The sequence below is a fragment of the Caulobacter sp. GW821-FHT10F06 genome, from assembly GCF_058809215.1.
Genome location: NZ_JBXASK010000004.1, coordinates 154,141 through 168,664, shown reverse-complemented (window position 1 = coordinate 168,664; position 14,524 = coordinate 154,141). Strand labels below are relative to the sequence as shown.

Below are 14,524 nucleotides of genomic sequence, written 5' to 3'. Positions count from 1 at the left end.
ACCTACAGTTTAGACAGAATGTCGTCGTACGCTCTGTCGACTCCAAGCGCATAGCGTCTGGCAGATTCGTACATATTTTCTAGCAATTTCCAATACTTGATGCTGGGGTCTGGCTTTGGTACTAGGTCGTACAAATTTCCCGGAACTATTTCATCGATAAGTGCTCCGTCGTATCTTCTGATTTCGACCTTTATATAAGACTCATCGGCATCTGCATCGTATTCTTGAGAAAGCTGTATAGTGTAATCTCCAATGCTGGTAAAATAGGAATTTTTGCTGGACATTTCCTCCCAATTGATTTTCCCCTCATTTGTCCTGGTGTAAAGTCTATCCAATATAGCGGATGCTTTAATTTTATCATTCTCGTTCATTTTGCTGCCCTTTGCACTTTTATCGCTAGCCTGTTAAGGAGTTCCAGAGATTGGGCAATTTTAAACCTTATCTTCTGAGCTCCAGTTACCTCTCCTTTCTCAATTTGCTTTGAAAGTGATAGAGCTGACATTGATAGATCAGATATAGTCAATTTAAGTGAATTTTCTTCACCTTTTAGGGAATTTCCAGATAATTCCAGCATTCTAACTAAGAAGATTTTTGTCTCTTCTAAGCCATCTAATGCGTACTTCCATTGCTGGCCGTCGATGTGTCGTTTGATTTCGCGAGCAGCGGAAATAGCAAGCGTGAGCTCAGCCAACGTATCGTAGTCGGCTATTCGTGATTTAAGGGCGTTTACGGCTTCCGATGAGGCTTCTGCCGCCGTCTTTGTGCGCTTCAGTTGGATCCATGTGATCACGAAGCCCACAAGCGTTCCGAGCAGCCCCAAAATGGATAGAATGAGGCCCACACCCCCGACTATCCCGGAATTTTTTGCGTCAAAGATGTCCATGCGTGCTCGTTCTCAATTCGCACTTTAGCGTTGAGATTCCGGCGGTGCCAGGGTTGGTAAGGTTTGCGGGTGAGGGACCTATTGATTTTCTCCCACTACGACATTGCCGTTGCGCCATTGCGCCGCTAGAAGGCCGTGGCTTGCGCGGCGGGGAGTGATCCGGCCGGGTGGGCGCAAGAAAAAACCGCTGTCGATTGAGGGTTTAGAGACGTGTCTCGTCTGGTGATGAAGTTCGGCGGCACCTCCGTGGCCGACCTGGAGCGCATCCGGCGGGTGGCCCGTCTGGTCGCCGCCGAGGTCGCGACCGGCAAGAAGGTGGCGGTGGTCGTCTCGGCCATGTCCGGCAAGACCAACGAACTGGTGGCCTGGACCGACGGCGCCGGCCGCGCCGCGCCGGGTCTTCCCGAGTCGGACGACGAATACGACGCCATCGTCGCGTCGGGCGAACAGGTCACCGCCGGCCTGCTGGCCATGACCCTGCGCAACATGGGTCACGACGCTCGCTCGTTCCTGGGCTGGCAGGTGCCGATCATCACCGATACCGCCCACGGCCGCGCTCGCATCGAAGACATCCCGCCGGCCAATCTGGAGGCCTGTTTCGAGGCCGGCCAGATCGCCGTGATCGCCGGCTTCCAGGGCGTCACCGCCGGCGGCCGCATCACCACGCTCGGCCGGGGCGGCTCGGACACCAGCGCCGTGGCCATCGCCGCCGCCGTCAAGGGCGCGTGCGACATCTATACCGACGTGGACGGGGTCTACACCACCGACCCCCGGATCGAGAGCAAGGCCAAGCGCCTAGCCAAGATCTCTTACGAAGAAATGCTGGAAATGGCCTCGCTGGGGGCCAAGGTGCTGCAGACCCGCTCGGTCGAGATGGCCATGGCCCATCGCGTCCCGGTGCGGGTGCTGTCGAGTTTCGTCGAACCGGGCGAAGCCCCGGGCCAAGGTACGATCGTCTGCGACGAGGAAGAAATCATGGAAAAGCGCATCGTCTCGGGCGTCGCCTATAGCCGCGACGAAGCCAAGATCACCCTGCTGGGCCTGCCCGACCATCCGGGCGTCTCCTCGCAGATCTTCGGCCGTCTCGCCGACGCCAACGTCAATGTCGACATGATCGTGCAGTCGCGCGCCCGCAGCGCCGACACCGCCAACATGGAGTTCACGGTCGGCAAGCGCGACGCCGCCCGCGCCGTCGAGATCGTCCGCGCCGCCCAGACCGAGATCGGCTTCGAGGACGTCGCCGTCGACGAGGATGTCTCGAAGGTGTCGGTGATCGGCGTCGGCATGCGCAGCCACGCCGGCGTCGCCCAGTCGATGTTCGCGGCCCTGGCCGAGAAGAACATCAACATCCAGGTCATCTCGACCTCGGAGATCAAGATCAGCGTGCTGATCGATTCGGCCTACACCGAGCTGGCCGTTCGGGCCCTGCACGCGGTGTATGGGCTGGACCAGCTGTAAACGCTGACGACGGCGGGACGCCCCCTCCGTCACGGCGTCTATCGACACCGCGCCACCTCCCCCGTTTCACGGGGGAGGAGAAGATTGCGTCCTCCTCCCTTGCGAAGCGGGGGAGGTGGCATGGCGCGAATACGCGACATGACGGAGGGGGCGCTGCGGCGCCCGAAGTCGGCGCCAAACGTCACCGAGTCGCGTTATCAGCGGATAAGCGACCACGAGAGCACCCATGTCCGACGTCTTCTATTTCGACCCCGCGAAGAAGTCCGTCACCTTCGAGGGCGAGGCTGGGCTGGAGCTGCTCTATGATCTCCTGCTGCGCGCCAAGTTCGGCGACGGCTATGAAAAGCCGCTGCTGGTCAGCCCGTGGCTGGCCAAGCTGCTCAAGCAGCTCGACGTCGCCCTGCCGGATGACGGCCAGTGGTTCCCCGAAAAGCCGGGCCAACCGATCTTCGACACCGACGACCTGCTGGCCATGGGCGATGCGGTCATTGAGGAAGGCCACACCGTCGGCTGGTGGTCGATGACCGAGCCTGAGAAGCGCACCTATCTGCGCGAGACCATCGCCGCCCCGCACCCGCTGACCGATCTAGAGGTCGAGTTCATCGAGGCCGACATCGACGCGGCCCTGGCGCAGGCCCGCCGGCTGGTCGAAGATGCGTCTGAACCCTTGGCCCAGCCGGGGCACGGCTAGCCCCGTCAGCGAGGAGAGGGCGGTTTGGACCATCGGAATCCGTCGCTCTCGTTCCGCCGTTACGGCCTCAACGCGCCGCCGCACGCGCATGACGACCACGACCAGATCGTCCTGCCCCGACGCGGGGTGATGGAGATGGACGTCGAGGGGCGCGGCGGCCGGGTCGACGCCGCCGGCGCGGTGCTGGCTCCGGCCGGGGCCCGCCACGCTTGTGCGGCCGACGGCGACAATCTCTTCGTTGTGGTCGACATCCCACCGGCGCTGAGCGCGCCCTATGGCTTCCTGCGCGACCGGGTGTTCCTGGACATCGACGCCCCGGTGCGCGGCCTGCTCGACTATCTGGCCGGTGAGGCGGCGGGGCCGATCGACGACGGCGTCGCCAGCCTGTGGACCCCGCTGCTGCTGCGGGCTCTGTCGCGCGGCGAGAGCGGGCTCGACCCGCGCCTGGCCCGCGCCGTGGCCCTGATCGAAAGCCGTTACGCCCAGCCCCTGTCGGTGCGCGATCTGGCCAGCGAGGCCGGCATGAGCCAGAGCCGCTTCTTCGCGGGGTTCGCCGCCGCCCTGGGCCAGACCCCGCACGCCTATCTCGCCGACACCCGGCTGCGCATGGCCCAGCGGCTGCTGGACGGCACGACGCTGTCGGTGGCCGAGATCGCCGTCCGCACCGGCCACGCCGACCAGAGCGCCCTGACGCGGCGGATGCGAGCGGCGCTGGGCGTCACGCCGGCGGCGTGGCGCCGGTCGCGCTGAGGCTTTATTGCGCCTCGCCGATCCGCGCCCGCATGTAGGCCTCGACCGCGTCGGTATAGGCGCCCGGCAGGCCCAGGGTGCGGTTGACGTCGGCATGGGTCAGGTCCTGGGGGAGCACGGGCATGTCGCGGCCGCCGCGTCGCGCCAGGTCCTGGAAGGCGTGGGCGTCGTCGCACGGCTTGTCGGGGCGGCGCGTTGAGCAGACCAGCATCATCGGCACGGCGTCCGGGGTCCACTGATCCATCGGCGAGGCCTTGGCCCAGCCGGCCGGATCGGCGCCGAACGCCTCGTCATAGAAGGCTGGGTGGCGGCCCTTCATCGTCTCGGAAATCTTCATGGCCGCGGAGTCCAGCACCACCGTGCCGGCCCAGCGCTGGCCGACCATCGAGGGTTTGGACGACAGCAGGGCGACCAGATGGGCGCCGGCCGAGTGGCCCATCAGGACGATCTTGCCGGGATCGCCGCCCCAGGCGCTGGCGCGCGACTGGACTCGGTTCAGCGCCTTGGCCACGTCCTGGGCCTGTTCGTACGCCTGGGCGGTCGGCAGCAGGCGGTAGTTGACGCTGACCAAGACGTAGCCCCTGGGCAGCCAACGTCGGAGCTTGTTCTCGACCGAGCCGGTATTGGCCTTGTCGCCGATCTTCCAGGCCCCGCCATGAACCATGACGATGATCGGGGCGTCGCGGGCGCCCGGTGGCGCATAGACGTCGATCTGCTGGGCCGGATCGGCGCCGTAGGCCTCGGTGAACTTGCGGGCTCCGGGCGCGATAGCCTGCAGGTCGATCGGCCGCTCCTCCTGGGCGCGCTTGACCTCCAGCCGCTCGGCCAGGCGCTTGCGCAGCGGGCCCTGGAACCGGCCTTGCGCAAGACCGTCGCCGGCCAGGCCCAGGGTCAGCGCGACGGCCAGGACAGAGGGCAGAAGGGCACGGGGGAGGGCGCGAGATCTCATGGCGGGCTCCGGGCGGGGTCGATTGGGCGAACGCCTTTGAAACGCCCCGGCGCGGCGGTTCCGTCGCGGGCAAACGAGAGCTTTCGCCCTGAGCGTGGGAGCTTTTGCCAAGCCCCGCCGTCGCGTCGCCTGCTAAAGCTGTGCCATGACCGACCCTCGCAATCTCTTCCTGGGCCTGCTGTGCGGCCTGATCGCCGGCGGATTCTGGGGCGGGGTGTTCCTGGCGCCGATGCTGCTGCATGCGTTCACGCCATTGCAGATGACCGCCGGGCGCTACCTGGCCTATGGGCTGGCGTCGATGGTGCTGTTGGCGCCAACGGCCAGGGCGGTGTTCGGGCGGATGACCGGCCGGGATTGGCGCGACCTGGCCCTGCTGAGCCTGCTGGGCAATCTGATCTACTATGTCGGCCTGGCGGTGGCGGTGCAGAACGCCGGCGTGGCGGCGGCGTCGCTGATCATCGGCCTGCTGCCGGTGACCGTGACCCTGGTCGGCGCCAAGCCCGGCGAGGGCGTGCCGATCCGGCGGCTGGCCGCGCCCCTGGCCCTGCTGGCGGCCGGCGTGGTCTGCATCAATGTCGACGTGTTCCGCGCGGGCGGGGAGGGCGTCCCGGTTGCGCGCCTGGTGCTGGGCGTGCTGGGCGCGGTCCTGGCCCTGGCGGTGTGGACGGTCTACGCGGTCTGGAACGCCCGCCGGCTGGCGGTGACGACCACCTTCAACAGCCATGAGTGGTCGCTGCTGAGCGGGGTGGTGACCGGCGCGCTGTCGCTGGTGCTGGTGGTCCCCGCCTTCGCCCTGACCGGCGCGGCCCACGCGCTGGGCGCCTGGGCCTATTTCTGGGGCGTCAGTTTCGCGGTGGCCGTGGGCGCCTCGGTGATCGGCAACGGCCTGTGGAACGCGGCCAGCAAGCTCCTGCCGCTCAGCCTGTCGGGCCAGTTGATCGTGTTCGAGACCCTGTTCGCGCTGCTCTACGGCTTCCTGCACGAAGGCCGCTGGCCGCGTCCGCTGGAAGGCGTCGCCATCGGATTGATGCTCGCCGGGGTGCTGTGGTCGGTGCAGCTGCATCGGCCGGCGGCGGTGTCTGCCGCTTGAAGCACCCTGCGTCCTTCGAGGCTCGCCTTCGGCTCGCACCTCAGGATGAGGAATTCAGCACAGAGCTCCTCATCCTGAGGCGCCCGCGCAGCGGGCCTCGAAGGATGCACGGCTTTGGCGCAAACCCCGCGCCCCCAACATGACCGGAACCTGAACGGCGCCGTTCAGATCGGGTTCAAGCGGCGGTCTCTAAAACGGACATCAACAGCGCCGCACCGGACTTTCCGGACCTGGCGACGCTTCTCGAAAGGAGAACCGCCATGAAGACCGTTTCGAAGACCCTGATCGCCGGCGCCGTCACCGCCGCCCTGATCCTTCCCGCCTCGGGCGCGTTCGCCGGCGAGAAGACCAACAAGGCCATTCTCGGCGCCGTCATCGGCGGCGTGGCCGGCGCGGCCCTGGGCAAGGGCGACAAGGGCGCCATCGCGGTCGGCGCGGTCGCCGGCGCGGCCATCGGCGCTTCGACGGCCAAGGACAAGAACGATCGCCGCTACAGCCACGGCTATCAGAGCCGCCCGGCCTACAACAGCGGCTACGGCTATCAGTCGAGCAACCGCTACGGCCAGTACGACAACCGCTACAGCCAGTATGGCCGCGGCGACCGCTACGACGCTCGCTATGACACCCGCTACGGCCACGACTATCGCCGCTAGGGTCTGATCCCGATCCCTAAGGCGTAAACTGGACGCCGTCCTCTTTCTCCCCCGGAAAGAGGGCGGCGTTTTTTTGCGTGCGACCGATACAATCTGCGCGTCATCGCGCAGTCGCCGCTGTGCGATCCGCGAAATCTGCTATAGCGCCGTAAGAGCCGTAGCGGCGTCTTAACCCATCGCGCTTTCAGTGGGGTTAGATCGCTCCGGACAGAGGGAGTGCGCATGGCGGCATCGGGCATCGCCGTTCGGGGACCACGCAGTCTGCTGCGGCAGATTCGCGAGGCCATGGCCGGGGGCGGCCCCGCGCAGGCCAAGCTCGACATGGTGGTGCGCACCATCGCCATCTCGATGGTCGCCGAGGTCTGCTCGATCTATCTGCGCCGCGCGTCCGGCGACCTCGAACTGTTCGCCACCGAAGGCCTGTCGCCCGAGGCCGTCCACGTCACCCGGCTGAAGCCCGGCGAGGGCCTGGTCGGCGAGACCATGCGCCTGGGTCGGCCGCTAAACCTGTCGGACGCCGCCAGCCACCCGTCGTTCTCGTATCGTCCGGAAACCGGCGAAGACCCGTACCACGCCTTCCTGGCCGTGCCGCTGCTGCGCGGCGGGCGGGCGATCGGGGTGCTGGTCGTCCAGAACCGCACCGAGCGGGTGTATGACGACGAGGAGGTCGAGGACCTCCAGATCATCGCCATGGTCCTGGCCGAGATGGTCAGCTCCAGCGAGCTCCTGGGCGCCGACGAGCTCAAGGACGTCGAGCTGGCGCCCCACAAGCCCGAGCGGCTGAAGGGCGCGCGCTTCGCCGAAGGCCTGGCGTACGGCGTGGCCGTGCTGCACGAGCAGCCGGTGGCGCCCGAGCAGTTGCTGTCCGACGACGCCCTGGCCGAGGAGGCCCGGCTGCAATATGCGCTGGAGGCCCTGCAGACCCAGATCGACCAGATGCTGGACGGCCAGCATGGCCTGGTCGGCGCCAGCTACGAGGTGCTCGACACCTACCGCCTGTTCGCCCACGACCGGGGCTGGAACCGGGGCCTGCAGGAGGCCGTGCGCTCGGGCCTGACCGCCGAGGCCGCCGTCGAGCGCGTCCGCTCCGAGCACCGCGCCCGGCTGGGCCAGGCCCGCGATCCCTATCTGCGCGAGCGTCTGCACGACCTGGAAGACCTCAACGACCGGCTGCTGCGCCACCTGTCGGGCGACGTCCATGCCGTGCGCCAGCTGCCCGACGACGCTATCCTGATCGCGCGGAACCTCGGTCCCGCCGACCTGCTGGAATATGACCGCACCAAGCTGAAGGGCATCCTGCTCGAAGAGGGCTCGGCGGCCAGCCACGCCGGCATCGTGGCCCGGGCGCTCGACATCCCCTGCGTGGGCCGTCTGGCGGGCTTGCGCGACCGGGTCAGCGAGGGTGACCCCGTGGTCGTCGACGCCGAGACCGCCGAGGCCTGGCTCCGCCCGCGCCCTGACGTGGTCAAGTCGCTGCAGGCCCGGATGGAGGTCCGCGCCCAGCGCAAGGCCGAGTTCGCCCGCCTGCGCGACACCCCGGCCTTCACCAAGGATGGCGACAAGGTCACCCTGCTGATGAACGCGGGCCTGGCCGTCGACCTCGACATCCTGGGCGAGACCGGCGCGGAGGGCATCGGCCTCTTCCGCACCGAGTTCCAGTTCATGGTCGCCGAGGAGATGCCGCGGCTGGAGGCCCAGACGGCGCTCTATGAAAAGGTGTTGGAGGCCGCCAACGGCATGCCGGTGACCTTCCGCACCCTGGATCTCGGCGGCGACAAGCTGCTGCCGTACATGGAGCTGGAGCGCGAGGACAATCCGGCCCTGGGCTGGCGCGCCGTGCGCATGGGCCTGGACCGGCCGGCCCTGCTGCGCATGCAGATCCGCGCGCTGATCAAGGCCGCCCACGGCCGGCCCCTGCGGATCATGTTCCCGCTGGTGGCCAATGTGGACGAGTTCCGCGCCGCCCGCGCCTTCGTCGACCAGGAAGTGGCCTGGGCCCTGAAGCGAGGACGGCCCGCGCCTCAACGCCTGGATGTCGGCGCGATGATCGAGGCGCCGTCCCTGCTGTGGCATTTGGACGCGCTTTTGCCGATGACCGACTTCGTTTCGGTCGGCACCAACGACCTGATGCAGTACCTGTTCGCCGCCGACCGGGGCAATCCGCGGGTGTCGGACCGCTACGACCCGCTGTCGCCGGCCGCCCTGCGCGCGCTCAAGACCATCCAGCAGGCCTGTTTCGATACCGGCACCCCGGTGTCCGTGTGCGGAGAGATGGCGGGGCGGCCGCTCGAGGCTTTCGCCTTGGTGGCCTTGGGTTTTGACCGTTTATCGATGCCGCCGGCCGGCATCGGGCCCGTCAAGCAGATGGTGCTGTCCTGCGATCGCGAGGCCGCCCGGCGCAATGTCGAGGCTCTGCTGAAGACGTCGGCCGGATCGCTCCGCGGCGAGATCGAAACCCTGGCGCGCAAGCTCTACGTGGCCGTCTGAATTTAAGGCCAAGATTAACCAAGCTTCGCTGTTAGTGTATTGAATCCCGTAACTTACTTTGATATCCACAAAGGATTGTTAAGAACTTCGTGCAAACGAAGTTGGGGTGGGGCGTCGCGTTCGCGCGCTACGCGAAATTTTGGGGTGATATAGCCGCCATGCCGCTGGACACTGGCAGTGTGAGGCACTTGCATCTGGTTTCCGACGCCGAGTCCGACGAGGGCTTTGTCGGCGTGGGCCAGCCGTCGGTGGACGAGGGCGTCGATATCGGCGCCGCTCTGAAGGCCGCCCGCACCTTCCGCGGGCTGACCACCCAGGACGTGGCCGACGCCACGCGCATCCGTCAAAGCTACATCGAGGCGCTCGAGGACCTGCGGCTGGAAGAGCTGCCCTCGCGTCCGTTCACGATCGGCTACGTCAAGGCCTATGCCGGCCTGCTGGGGCTGGACGGCGAGGCGGCCGTGCAGCGCTTCAAGAACGACGTGCCCGACGACGGCGGCGAACTGCGCGCCCCGGTCGGCGTGCGTCGCGAGCGTGACCCGCGCCTGGCCCTGATCCTGGCCGGCGGCCTGCTGGTGGTCGGCGCCATCCTACTGTGGAACGTGGCCCAGCGCGCCATGGCCAAGGACGCGCCGCCGACCCAGGTGGCCGCCAACGCCGCCGCCCCGCACGCCCAGGCCGCGCCTTCGGGTTCCGCCGTGTCGCTGGGCGCGCCGCTGCCGGCCCCGGTCGAAAGCACCACGCCCGAGCCCTACAAGACCCCCGGCCTCGACGACGCCGCCGCCAACGGCGGTTCGGCCGACGCGGCCACCGCCGCCTCCAAGGCCCGCGCCTCGGCCCTGGCCGAAGCGGGCGGCGCGGTTCCCGACGCGGCCCAGATCGCCGCGCTCGGCTCGTCGTTCAAGCCCCGGGGCGTGGTCCACGGCGCCGCCGCCAGCGACGGCTCCGGCGTGATCATCCAGGCCCGCAAACCCGCCACCCTGGTGGTGCGCGGCGCCGACGGCTCGGTGTTTTTCGCCCGTCAGCTCAACGCCGGCGAGGCCTATCGCGCGCCCCGCACCAACGGCCTGATCGCCGAGGTCTCTGAGCCCTCGCTGTTCGACGTCTATTCGAACGGCGCCCTGACCGGCCGCCTGACTTCGGCCCAGACGGCGCTGAGCAAGCTGATCAAGCCGGTCGCGGCGCCGGTTCCGGCCCAGCCTCAATAATCACCGCGTCATCCCGGGCCCCGTGCCCGGGCCCCCTCTGTCCGCCGCAGGTGAGCGGACGTACGCGCGTCGCGGTCTCGGCTGAACCCGATGTTCCCGTGCGCGCCGACGCAGGGAGGGGCGGGCTCAAGGCCCAGGATGACGGTTGAGATGCTTGTTCTGGCACGGACGCTCTTGGGTTCCGCCCGCAAACCCCTTAGATTGCCCCCATGGCCGCTGACCACACCCACGTTCGTCCCTGGCGCATGATCGAGCGTCGCAAGTCGCGCAAGATCCGCGTCGGCAATGTCGAGGTCGGCGGCGATGCGCCGATCTCCGTCCAGTCGATGACCAACACCCTGACCAGCGACGCCGCCGCGACGCTGGAGCAGATCCGCCAGCTGGAAGAGGCCGGCGCCGACATCGTCCGCGTCAGCTGCCCCGACACCGACTCGACGGCCGCCTTCAAGACCATCGCCCGTGAGGCCAAGGTCCCGCTCGTGGCGGACATCCACTTCCACTACAAGCGCGGCATCGAGGCGGCCCAGGCCGGCGCGGCCTGCCTGCGGATCAATCCGGGCAACATCGGCAGCCCCGACCGCGTGCGCGACGTCATCCAGGCGGCCCGCGACCACGGCTGCTCGATGCGGATCGGCGTCAACGCCGGCTCGCTGGAGCGCGACCTGCTTGAAAAGTACGGCGAGCCGTGCCCCGACGCGATGGTCGAAAGCGCGCTGAACCACGCCCGCATCCTGCAGGACCACGACTTCCACGAGTTCAAGATTTCGGTGAAGGCGTCCGACCCGTTCATGACGGTGGCGGCCTATCACCAGCTGTCGGAGCGCATCGACTGCCCGCTGCACCTGGGCGTCACCGAGGCCGGCGCGCTGCGCACCGGCACGGTGAAGTCGTCGATCGGCATCGGCTCAATGCTGTGGGCCGGCATCGGCGACACCATCCGCGTGTCGCTGGCCGCTGATCCGGTGGAAGAGATCAAGGTCGGCTTCGATATCCTGAAATCGCTGGGCCTGCGTCACCGCGGCGTCAACATCATCGCCTGCCCGTCCTGCGCCCGTCAGGGCTTCAACGTCATCAAGACGGTGGAGGCCCTGGAAGAGCGTCTGGCCCACATCAGCCAACCGATGTCGCTGTCGATCATCGGCTGCGTGGTCAACGGCCCGGGCGAGGCCCTGATGACCGACCTCGGCTTCACCGGCGGCGGCGCGGGTTCGGGCATGATCTACATGGCCGGCAAACCCGATCACAAGCAGTCCAACGACGGCATGATCGACCACATCGTCGAGCTGGTCGAAAAGCGCGCCGAAGAGCTGAAGGCGGCGCAAGACGCCGAGGCGATCGCGGCGGAGTAGCGCGTCGATCCTCCCCTTTGGGGGAGGTGGCCCAGAGGGCCGGAGGGGGTCCTCTCCGGCTTAGACCGTTGAGGACCCCCTCAGTCGCTCCGCGACAGCTCCCCCAAAGGGGGAGCATCTCGCACGCTCAGAACAAGCTCATCCCAGCGACGTCTGGATCCCCACACCGCCCTTGATGGCCAGGGTCACCGGCGTGCGCTCCGCCACATCCGCCAGCCTTGTCCGCTGCGCCTCGTCCAGCGGTCCAGTCGGGACCAGCACGCGTTCGATGCGGGGCGGGGTCTCGCCGCCGTGATAGTGCAGCCGCACCTCCAGCGCCTCCAGCGGCCAGGCCTTGTGCTCGGCGTACATCTTCAGTGTGATCGATGTGCAGGCCCCCAGGGCCGATAGTAGAAGGTCGAACGGCGCGGGCCCGGCGTCGGCTCCGCCCAGCCGTTCGGGCTCGTCGGCCGTCAATGTGTGGCTGCCGGTGGTGATCGTCGTGGCGTAGCGGACGTCGGCGATGCGGGCGGTGGCGATGGCCATGGGGACTCCTGAACGGCGTGCCGTCCCTTGTGCCGTGAGTCCGGCTTGGCGCTCTAGAGGTCGAGCGACCAGGTCTGGCTGACCAGGTCGTGGCCGAACGCGTGGTGCGGCTCCTCCTCGACCAGAACGAAGCCGGCGCGCTCATAGAGGCGGCGCGCGGCGGTAAGCACGCTGTTGGTCCACAGGGTCAGGGTCTGGTAGCCGACCGCTCGGGCGCGGGCAACGCAGGCCTCGACCAGCCGTCCGCCCAGGCCGGTCCCGCGCATCTCCGGCTCGACATAGAGCAGGCGCAGTTTGCCGACGCCGGGCGTATCGCCGCGCACCAGGAAGATCGAGCCGACCACCCGGCCATCGACCTGCGCGATCCAGGCGGCCTCGCGGGCCGGATCGAAGAGGTCTCGACGAAGCGCGCCAGGATCGACGCGGCCAGGGCCTCGTAGTCCTGGTTCCAGCCGTATTCCTGGGCGTAGAGGATCGCCTGCCGATGGGTGATCCAGCCCAGGTCGCCAGGCTGCAGATCGCGCAGGATGACCTCGGCGGCGGGCTCGAAGACCTGCCGGATCGTCTGCGCCGCCTGCAGCAGGCTGCGGCGCTTGCAGGCCGGCAGGGTGTCGAGCAGCTCGCCGACCGCGTCCTTGGTGTTCTGCTCCAGCGCGGCATAGGCCGCCTGGCCGGCCGGCGTCAGGCCGATCGGGCGGCTGCGCCCGCCTCCGGGGTGCTCGGAGGTCTCGACCAGACCCCGCGCCTCGAAGCGCTTGAGGGTGCGGCTCATCTGGGCGGGATCCAGGTCCAGGGCGCGGGTGATCTCGGCGGCGGTCGGCGCCTGGCGGTGAGCCAGTTCGTAGAGGACGCGGGCCTCGGTCAGCGAGAACGGGCTGTCGTCCAGGTGTGGGTTCAGCAGGCCCAGCTTGCGCGTGTACAGCCGGTTGAAGGCGCGTAAGGCGGCGATATCGTCTTCAGTCGGGGTCATGGCGAGGCTCGGCGGCGTATGTTGACTGAGTCAATTAGCCCTTATCTTGACTGAGTCAATACGTTGCTTCAGATCACGCCGCGCGATCGTTCGTCCACGTCCGACACCGCCGACGCGACGATGCGCAGGCCGCGTTCCAGGTCGTGCATGTCCCGCGCCGCGCCCACGCACAGGCGCACGCCGCTGATCGCGCCGCGCGAGACGATAGGGGCCGAGGGCGGGGTCAGCTCGACGCCGCCGCGCAGAGCGCGACCGGCCAGACGCTCGGCGGCCAGCTCGTCCATCGGCAGCCAGACGTGGGGACTGAAGGCCGAGGCCGGCGTCTCCATCGTGGCGCCCAGGATCGACCGGGCCAGGGACAGGCGCCGTCCCATCTCGTCGCGGATCTCGCCGGCGATGGCGTCGGCCGAGCCGTCCTCGATCCACTGGGCGGCGATCAGGGCACCGAAATTGGGCGGGGCGTAGAACTGGACGCGGGCGGCGTGCAGCACCCGATCGAAGAGCTCGCCCGGCGGGGCCAGCAGGAAGCCGACGCGCAGGCCGGGCGACAACGACTTGGACATCCCGGAGATGTGCAGGGTCCGCTCGGGCGCCAGTTCGGCTAGGGCGGGCAGGGGCTCGCCGCCGAAGACCGCATAGATGCCGTCCTCGACGATCCACAGGTCGCGCTTGCGGGCCACGGCCACGATCTCGGCGCGGCGGGCGGCGCCCATGGTCCGGCCGGTGGGGTTCTGCAGAGTCGGCAGGGCGAACACCACCTTGGCCCCGTTCGCCGCGGCGCGGTCGAGGGCCTCGGGCAGCAGGCCTTCGCCGTCCATCGCCACGCCGGTCAGCCGGTAGCCCGCGTGATCGGCCAGGGCGCGCGCGCCGGGGAAGGTGGCGGCTTCGCACAGCACTTCGTCGCCGGGTTTGCACAGGGCCGACAGCGCCAGGCTCAGCGCCTGCTGGGCGCCGGCGCAGCAGATCAGCCGCCGCCAGTCGGCGCCCTCGATCCCGGCGGTGCGGGTCAGCCAGGCGGCGAAGGCGCGGCGGTGCGGCTCCAACCCCGTCGAGGGGGCGTAGGCCAGGTTGTCCATCAGGTCGGAGCGCCGCTGCAGCCGCGCCAGGGTCTGGACGATGCGCTTCCCGGCCGGGCCGACCGGGGCGATGTTCTGGGAAAGGTTGATCGGTCCGAGATCTTCGGGCGCTGAACGCTGGGCCGCCCCGCCGCGCACAAAGCTGCCGCGTCCGACATGGGCCTCGACCAGGCCGGCCTTCTCGGCCTCGACATAGGCGCGGGTGACGGTGCCCAGGCCAACGCCCAGTCGGTGGGCCAGGTCCCGCTGCGGCGGCAGACGCGCGCCGGCGCTCAGGGCGCCGGAGGCGACGTCGGCGCGCAGGGCGTCGACCAGGCGCTCGTACAGCGGCGCGTCGCTGTCGATCAGCGTCGGGGTCCAGCTCGACATGCCGTCTCCATAATTGTCACCGTGACAATACTTCTTTTGACTCGTAGAGCAATCGGGAAGATCACG

General features: G+C 68.0%; 14 protein-coding genes and 2 pseudogenes. 9 read left to right on the top strand and 7 right to left on the bottom strand.

Annotation, left to right across the window (positions count from 1 at the left end; translation table 11 throughout):
- Nucleotides 1-2: 2 nt before the first annotated feature.
- Together AC1RUS_RS10175 and AC1RUS_RS10170 are read right to left on the bottom strand one after the other, a co-directional pair.
- Nucleotides 3-371 carry a hypothetical protein gene (locus tag AC1RUS_RS10175; protein ID WP_492915628.1) on the bottom strand — a complete coding sequence of 123 codons (369 nt, stop codon included), beginning with the start codon at nt 369-371 and terminating at the stop codon, nt 3-5.
- Entirely contained in the window at nt 368-883 is a 516-nt protein-coding gene (locus tag AC1RUS_RS10170; RefSeq protein WP_492915626.1) for a hypothetical protein, read from the bottom strand. The genes AC1RUS_RS10175 and AC1RUS_RS10170 overlap by 4 nt, the downstream gene beginning before the upstream one ends.
- A gap of 210 nt (nt 884-1,093) precedes the next feature.
- Between AC1RUS_RS10170 and AC1RUS_RS10165 the strand changes: the two genes are divergently transcribed.
- The 3 genes from AC1RUS_RS10165 to AC1RUS_RS10155 all read left to right on the top strand — a co-directional run bounded on the left by AC1RUS_RS10165 (nt 1,094) and on the right by AC1RUS_RS10155 (nt 3,782).
- A complete protein-coding gene (locus AC1RUS_RS10165; protein ID WP_492915624.1) occupies nt 1,094-2,341 on the top strand; it encodes an aspartate kinase in 1,248 nt (415 codons plus the stop codon).
- Nucleotides 2,342-2,567: 226 nt separating this feature from the next.
- Nucleotides 2,568-3,032: a hypothetical protein gene (locus AC1RUS_RS10160; protein ID WP_492915622.1), complete on the top strand. Its 465-nt coding sequence runs from the start codon at nt 2,568-2,570 to the stop codon at nt 3,030-3,032.
- 24 nt (nt 3,033-3,056) lie between these two features.
- Nucleotides 3,057-3,782, top strand: a complete 726-nt coding sequence (locus tag AC1RUS_RS10155) for a helix-turn-helix domain-containing protein (RefSeq protein ID WP_492915620.1) — start codon at nt 3,057-3,059, stop codon at nt 3,780-3,782.
- Nucleotides 3,783-3,786: 4 nt separating this feature from the next.
- Here AC1RUS_RS10155 and AC1RUS_RS10150 read toward each other — a convergent pair whose 3' ends face one another.
- On the bottom strand, nt 3,787-4,731 hold the full coding sequence (locus tag AC1RUS_RS10150) for a carboxylesterase family protein (RefSeq protein ID WP_492915618.1): 945 nt from the start codon (nt 4,729-4,731) through the stop codon (nt 3,787-3,789).
- A gap of 145 nt (nt 4,732-4,876) precedes the next feature.
- Between AC1RUS_RS10150 and AC1RUS_RS10145 the strand changes: the two genes are divergently transcribed.
- The 6 genes and pseudogenes from AC1RUS_RS10145 to ispG all read left to right on the top strand — a co-directional run bounded on the left by AC1RUS_RS10145 (nt 4,877) and on the right by ispG (nt 11,518).
- Nucleotides 4,877-5,821 carry a DMT family transporter gene (locus AC1RUS_RS10145; protein ID WP_492915616.1) on the top strand — a complete coding sequence of 315 codons (945 nt, stop codon included), beginning with the start codon at nt 4,877-4,879 and terminating at the stop codon, nt 5,819-5,821.
- Nucleotides 5,818-5,975: pseudogene (locus tag AC1RUS_RS10140) on the top strand (hypothetical protein). Before AC1RUS_RS10145 ends, AC1RUS_RS10140 begins: the two are co-directional and overlap by 4 nt.
- A 106-nt stretch (nt 5,976-6,081) precedes the next feature.
- Entirely contained in the window at nt 6,082-6,474 is a 393-nt protein-coding gene (locus AC1RUS_RS10135; RefSeq protein ID WP_492915614.1) for a hypothetical protein, read from the top strand.
- A 222-nt stretch (nt 6,475-6,696) separates the two neighbouring features.
- Complete coding sequence (ptsP, locus tag AC1RUS_RS10130; protein WP_492915612.1) at nt 6,697-8,961, top strand: phosphoenolpyruvate--protein phosphotransferase; 2,265 nt, start codon at nt 6,697-6,699, stop codon at nt 8,959-8,961.
- A 158-nt stretch (nt 8,962-9,119) separates the two neighbouring features.
- Nucleotides 9,120-10,169, top strand: coding sequence for a helix-turn-helix domain-containing protein (locus AC1RUS_RS10125; protein WP_492915610.1), 1,050 nt, complete (start codon nt 9,120-9,122; stop codon nt 10,167-10,169).
- 209 nt (nt 10,170-10,378) lie between these two features.
- Nucleotides 10,379-11,518 carry a flavodoxin-dependent (E)-4-hydroxy-3-methylbut-2-enyl-diphosphate synthase gene (gene ispG, locus AC1RUS_RS10120; RefSeq protein WP_492915608.1) on the top strand — a complete coding sequence of 380 codons (1,140 nt, stop codon included), beginning with the start codon at nt 10,379-10,381 and terminating at the stop codon, nt 11,516-11,518.
- A gap of 138 nt (nt 11,519-11,656) precedes the next feature.
- On the opposite strand, the gene AC1RUS_RS10115 is transcribed toward ispG, so the two are convergent.
- From AC1RUS_RS10115 to AC1RUS_RS10100, 4 genes and pseudogenes are all read right to left on the bottom strand, one after another.
- Nucleotides 11,657-12,043 (bottom strand): OsmC family protein, encoded by a 387-nt coding sequence (locus AC1RUS_RS10115; protein WP_492915606.1) that lies wholly within the window; start codon nt 12,041-12,043, stop codon nt 11,657-11,659.
- A 53-nt stretch (nt 12,044-12,096) separates the two neighbouring features.
- Nucleotides 12,097-12,408 (bottom strand): GNAT family N-acetyltransferase, encoded by a 312-nt coding sequence (locus AC1RUS_RS10110; RefSeq protein ID WP_492916286.1) that lies wholly within the window; start codon nt 12,406-12,408, stop codon nt 12,097-12,099.
- Between the two features lie 317 nt (nt 12,409-12,725).
- A pseudogene (locus AC1RUS_RS10105) lies at nt 12,726-13,013 on the bottom strand (MarR family winged helix-turn-helix transcriptional regulator); the annotation flags it as partial.
- A 68-nt stretch (nt 13,014-13,081) separates the two neighbouring features.
- A complete protein-coding gene (locus tag AC1RUS_RS10100) occupies nt 13,082-14,458 on the bottom strand; it encodes an aminotransferase-like domain-containing protein (RefSeq protein WP_492915604.1) in 1,377 nt (458 codons plus the stop codon).
- Nucleotides 14,459-14,524: the final 66 nt, after the last annotated feature.

What these genes read in the sequence shown, in the direction of transcription:
- AC1RUS_RS10175 (WP_492915628.1), bottom strand. Translation starts at nt 371, where the DNA reads ATGAACGAGAATGATAAAATTAAAGCATCCGCTATATTGGATAGACTT.
- AC1RUS_RS10170 (WP_492915626.1), bottom strand. Translation starts at nt 883, where the DNA reads ATGGACATCTTTGACGCAAAAAATTCCGGGATAGTCGGGGGTGTGGGC.
- AC1RUS_RS10160 (WP_492915622.1), top strand. Translation starts at nt 2,568, where the DNA reads ATGTCCGACGTCTTCTATTTCGACCCCGCGAAGAAGTCCGTCACCTTC.
- AC1RUS_RS10150 (WP_492915618.1), bottom strand. Translation starts at nt 4,731, where the DNA reads ATGAGATCTCGCGCCCTCCCCCGTGCCCTTCTGCCCTCTGTCCTGGCC.
- AC1RUS_RS10145 (WP_492915616.1), top strand. Translation starts at nt 4,877, where the DNA reads ATGACCGACCCTCGCAATCTCTTCCTGGGCCTGCTGTGCGGCCTGATC.
- AC1RUS_RS10135 (WP_492915614.1), top strand. Translation starts at nt 6,082, where the DNA reads ATGAAGACCGTTTCGAAGACCCTGATCGCCGGCGCCGTCACCGCCGCC.
- ptsP (WP_492915612.1), top strand. Translation starts at nt 6,697, where the DNA reads ATGGCGGCATCGGGCATCGCCGTTCGGGGACCACGCAGTCTGCTGCGG.
- AC1RUS_RS10125 (WP_492915610.1), top strand. Translation starts at nt 9,120, where the DNA reads ATGCCGCTGGACACTGGCAGTGTGAGGCACTTGCATCTGGTTTCCGAC.
- ispG (WP_492915608.1), top strand. Translation starts at nt 10,379, where the DNA reads ATGGCCGCTGACCACACCCACGTTCGTCCCTGGCGCATGATCGAGCGT.
- AC1RUS_RS10115 (WP_492915606.1), bottom strand. Translation starts at nt 12,043, where the DNA reads ATGGCCATCGCCACCGCCCGCATCGCCGACGTCCGCTACGCCACGACG.
- AC1RUS_RS10100 (WP_492915604.1), bottom strand. Translation starts at nt 14,458, where the DNA reads ATGTCGAGCTGGACCCCGACGCTGATCGACAGCGACGCGCCGCTGTAC.